Below are 1,124 nucleotides of genomic sequence, written 5' to 3' on the forward strand. Positions count from 1 at the left end.
TTGTCCAAAGCCTTGTTCAGGGTGACGGTGAAGGTTGGTTCGGTTGCTTCGTTGACCGAAACTTGATCGGCCACGATGCTGACCTTGACCAGATCGCCTTCATTATTGCCACCTGGGTTACCTGGAGTGCCTGGCTCATCGGTAACTACTGTGCTGACAGTATCTTTGCCCAGGTTCAGTTGTTCGAACTGATCGGCGCCGGCACCTTCGACTTTGGTCAGGCCTTGGGTAATGGTCACCGGATCGTTGACGTAGACGTTGTCTGGCGCAGTGACAGTGGTGGTGCCGACCGATTCACCGGCTTTGACCGTGACGATGGTACCGTCGGTCAGGGTGAAGGTCAGACCTTTGTGGTTGGTTACTGGCAGGCTTGGATCAGCGCTGACCAGAGTCACGGTGTAGGTGATCTTGCCGCCTTCAGCGACGGTAGTGTTGTCTACCGACAGCTCAGCTGTAACCGGACTCTGAGTATCGGTCACAGCTACGGACGCAGGCTGACCGATCTGCAGGTTTTCCAGCTGCTCGCCGACGACTTCCGCCTTGGTGATGCTGACGGTGATCTTGCCTTCATCCTTGAACACGTCATCGCCCTGCGCCGGTGCGGCGTAGGACTTGGTGGTCTCACCTGCCGCGAAGGTCAGGGTGGCACCAGTGCTCAAGGTCACGGTGAACGGCTTGTCGAGCGCCTTGTTCAGGGTGACGGTGAAGGTTGGTTCGGTTGCTTCGTTGACCGAAACTTGATCGGCCACGATGCTGACCTTGACCAGATCGCCTTCATTATTGCCACCTGGGTTACCTGGAGTGCCTGGCTCATCGGTAACTACTGTGCTGACGGTATCTTTGCCCAGGTTCAGTTGTTCGAACTGATCGGCGCCGGCGCCCTCGACCTTGGTCAGGCCTTGGGTAACGGTCACCGGATCGTTGACGTAGACGTTGTCTGGCGCAGTGACGGTAACCGAACCGGTGGCCTCGCCTGCCTTGACGGTCACAGTGGTTCCGTCTGTCAGGGTGAAGGTCAGGCCCTTGTGGTTGGTCACTGGCAGGCTTGGATCAGCGCTGACCAGAGTCACGGTGTAGGTGATCTTGCCGCCTTCAGCGACGGTGGTGTTGTCTACCGACAGTTC

The 1,124-nt window shown here is 57.7% G+C and carries 1 protein-coding gene; it reads right to left on the reverse strand.

What is annotated here, in order from left to right; translation table 11 throughout:
• Positions 1-1,124, reverse strand: a 1,124-nt coding sequence (locus EGJ22_RS26030) for an immunoglobulin-like domain-containing protein (RefSeq protein WP_371921055.1), incomplete at both ends; no start/stop codon positions are given.

Source organism: Pseudomonas sp. p99-361 (assembly GCF_003935475.1).
In the GTDB taxonomy this organism is placed as follows: domain Bacteria; phylum Pseudomonadota; class Gammaproteobacteria; order Pseudomonadales; family Pseudomonadaceae; genus Aquipseudomonas; species Aquipseudomonas juntendi.